Source organism: Vibrio sp. 10N.222.48.A3, from assembly GCF_041475345.1.
Taxonomy (GTDB): Bacteria; Pseudomonadota; Gammaproteobacteria; order Enterobacterales; family Vibrionaceae; genus Vibrio; species Vibrio tasmaniensis_A.
Genome location: NZ_JBFRVX010001023.1, coordinates 1 through 3,785, shown reverse-complemented (window position 1 = coordinate 3,785; position 3,785 = coordinate 1). Strand labels below are relative to the sequence as shown.

The following is a 3,785-nucleotide window of genomic DNA, read 5'->3' as shown; positions in this document are numbered from 1 at the left end:
TGGTACTGTTGAAATAGTAAGAAATTATGAATCTGAAAGCAATAAAATTAAATTAATTGCTCTGGATAATAATACCTTCCCTTCACATGCATCTAACTTGGCAATTAGATCTGCAAAGGGGGTTTATATTACTTTACTTTCAGGTGATGACCTTTATTACAATAACAAACTAGCAATGCAATTGAAGTTGATGCTTGAGAGTGGGGCTCGTTTTTCTTTCACTTGGGTCGACACAATTGATGATGAAAAAAATATATGTGGTCACGAATTATCTAAAATATTTAATAAGGATTTTAATAGTTTAGAGATAAAAAAACATTTCATTGATTGTGGAAATATGTTGTGTGCGACTTCAGCGATGTTACATAGAGGCATCTTTGAGGAGTATGGTTATTTCGATGAAAGGTTACTTCAACTTCAAGACTATGACATGTGGTTAAGGTTATCTTCTACTGAAGATATTACATTACTTAACCATAAATTGTCTGCGTATCGGGTGAGAGGAGACGGTGAGAATTTGAGTTTGGCTATCAACGACTCAAAGTTTTTCCGAAGTGAGTATGAACAGTTTCGCGTTGAACGTCGATTTTTAGATTTTGACCTAGAAGTATTGTCATCTGTCGTATGTTCTAAGTGTTCTGACTCCTCTAAATATCATAAATTACATGATTATCTAATTAGCATCGGTAAATTTGCATCGGCTAAGGCAATACTCGATGAGTTCTATACTCGTATTGGCGCTAATATTAATTTCCCTTCTGATAACTACAGTAAATTTTTTGACTTATACTCAAGATCTGACTTCTTCAGAAGCAAAGTTTTAGATGAAGTCAGTATTTTGACAGGTAAAAATAGCTCGTTAAATCATAAGGTTGAATTGTTAGAAGAGCAAGTCAATGCTCTTGATAGCACGGTTAACCGTTTAAGTGCTATTGAAAACTCTACTACTTGGAGAGCTGTACAGCCAATTATAAGTGTATTAATTAAACTGAAGAGAGCAAAGAGTCTCGTTCTTTATCTACCACGCATTATCCGTCAGAAAGGTCTTAGAAATACCCTAAAATATGCTTTTCAAGTCTTTAAGTCAGGCGGGCTACGCACCCTCGTACATACAGCTTTAAATAATTCAGCGAGAGGACATGTCCATAGTTTGACTGAGAGAGACTTTATCAACAAGCCTTCAGTATTAGCTCATGAAGTTTGTCTAAACTCCGTGACAATCATAGCTGAGTTAAGTATACAACAGTGTACTAAATACAGAGTTACACAGAAAAAGGAAATGCTGGAGCTACTAGGTTTTAAGTGCGAAGTGGTTTCTTGGACTGATTACTATCAGTCGAGAACGAGTATATCCCATTCGTCAGTAGTTATTTTTTATCGGGTTCCGAGCACTGATACTGTATTGGCTTTGATTGAAGAGTGTAAACGCCTCAATGTAAAAACTTTTTGGGAAGTCGATGACCTTATCTTTAACGAAGCTATACTAGCAGAAAGTAAAACTGTTAGTGATCTCTCGAGTGAAGTTAGAACTCAAGTTTTGGAAGGCGCTAATTCTTATAAGCAAGCACTTCTTGCGTGTGATATGGCAATTGCTTCGACCTCTGGTTTAGCTGAGTCTATGAATGCTGAAGGAGTTGAAAATGTTTTCATACTTGAAAATTGCTTAGATTCAGAAACTCTTCAGCTAGCTAATGAGATATTAAAGAGTTCGGAAAAGAAACAGAAAATAGATAATAAGATTAGGATAGTATATGGGTCAGGCACATCAACTCATAATATTGATTTCGAAGAAGCCGCTTCGTCTATTGCGAAAGTACTGAGAGAAAACTCTCAGGTAATTTTTAGAATCATAGGTTTACTGGAGCTACCATCCAGCTTTGATGGCCTTGATGCTCAAGTAGAACGCTTTGAACTTTGTAGCTACTCTGAGTATTTACGCTTGCTATCTGAGTGCGATATCAGTATTGCACCCTTAGAGAAATATATATTTAATGAAGCTAAAAGTAATATTAAATATATCGAAGCATCTATAGTAAAACTTCCTTCAGTATCGTCTCCTTTGAGTGCCTTTATCGATGTCATCGACGATGGGGTAAATGGTTATATAGCTAGTGATCAGGTTGAGTGGTTTGACAAGCTGACAAAGCTTGTTTGTTGTGAGCAAACGCGACAAGACATGGCGATTAATGCAAATACTACAGTCTTGGCCCGCTATAATACAGAATCGATAGCAAACACTCAGTTAATGCCAATTGTAAGAGACTATAGTTGTATTAAGACCAAACCAAGAATAGTTGTATTCAACGTTTTTTATTCTCCAAGGTCTTTTGGTGGTGCTACGATTGTCACAGAGCAAATAAATAAGCTTTTACAAAAACATAAAGGCTATGAAGTGTATGTGGTTACTACTCTTCCTGTTGATGATGCTTTACGAGCTTACGAGCCTGTTCGTTATGAGGTAGAAGGTGTAACTGTATTCGGTGTACCTGTACCAAATGAGGATATGGAACTTTACAATAACAAATCAATTGTAAAGCCAGTAGCAAAAATATTAGAGGTGGTTAAGCCTGATCTGGCTCATGCACATTGCTTGCAAGGACTGGGAATCGGTGCTCTTCAAAGTTGCATTGATAAAAATATAAACTATATTGTTACTGTTCATGATGCTTGGTGGTTATGTTATAAGCAGTTTATGATCGATTCAAAAGGTGAGTTCTGTGGTCAAGATAAAATTGATTTAAGCAAGTGTAAGAACTGTACAGATAATCAAAAAACGCCTTCACTTCGAGATGCTGAACTCAGGCACTATCTCAAAAATGCATGTGAAGTTTTAGCTCCGAGTAGTTATACTGCAGAGCTTCATGATCTCAATAATATGCACCCTAAGCCTTTAACCGTTGATAGAAATGGTATTCTTATGCCTAAAGCATCAATAGTTAAAAAATTTGACGGTAGTATAACTTTTGGTTATGTCGGCGGAAATACTCCTATTAAAGGCAGCGACTTGGTATTAAAAGCTTTCTCTAATGTTAATAATTCTAAAGCTTTTTTGAAAATAGTTGATAATATGATAAATTTAGGACATAAGTCTTATCCGGATCATGTTGTATCTAGCATAAATAACTGCACTATAGTTCCTGGGTATAACCAAAATAATATTGATGATTTTTTTGAATCTATCGATGTGTTGTTATTCCCCTCAAGATGTAAAGAAAGCTTTGGTCTTACCGTCAGGGAGGCTATTGCTAGAAATGTTTGGGTTATTACTACTGATTCCGGTGGTGTTACAGAGTGTATTATTGAAGGAGAAAATGGGAATGTTATTCCATTTTCTTCTGATTCAAAGAAGTTAGAGAATGCAATAAATAATGTTATCACCCATTATGAGAAGCTGAAGCTTGGAGATGATGTTGACTTGCCTAAAGATTCAATCGCATATTTTAGTGATCAAGTAGATAATCTTGATGGAATATACAAATCATACCTTTAATAATAAATGATCTGGTTGGGTTGAATTATATAATTTTTAACCCACTCCTTAATTGAGAAATTGTCGTCATTTTATTTTTCGGTTGTTATTAGTTGTGGTTATAATCAGTGTTTAAAATTAAATGATGATAAATTTATGCTTGAAAACAAAAAAGAAGTTTCTGCGATAATTATTACGTTCAATCCCGTCCAAGAAGAACTTAAGTTATTAGTCGACAAATTGAAGCTACAAGTTTCGAAAATTTATATAATTGATAATAATTCCTCTGTGCCAATAGATATAGATGACTCTGAAC

General features: G+C 35.1%; 1 protein-coding gene. It reads left to right on the top strand.

From position 1 onward, the window contains the following. The first annotated feature begins 13 nt into the window (after positions 1–13). Positions 14–3,490 (top strand): glycosyltransferase, encoded by a 3,477-nt coding sequence (locus AB4653_RS23195; RefSeq protein WP_372105424.1) that lies wholly within the window; start codon positions 14–16, stop codon positions 3,488–3,490. The last annotated feature ends 295 nt before the right edge of the window (positions 3,491–3,785 follow it).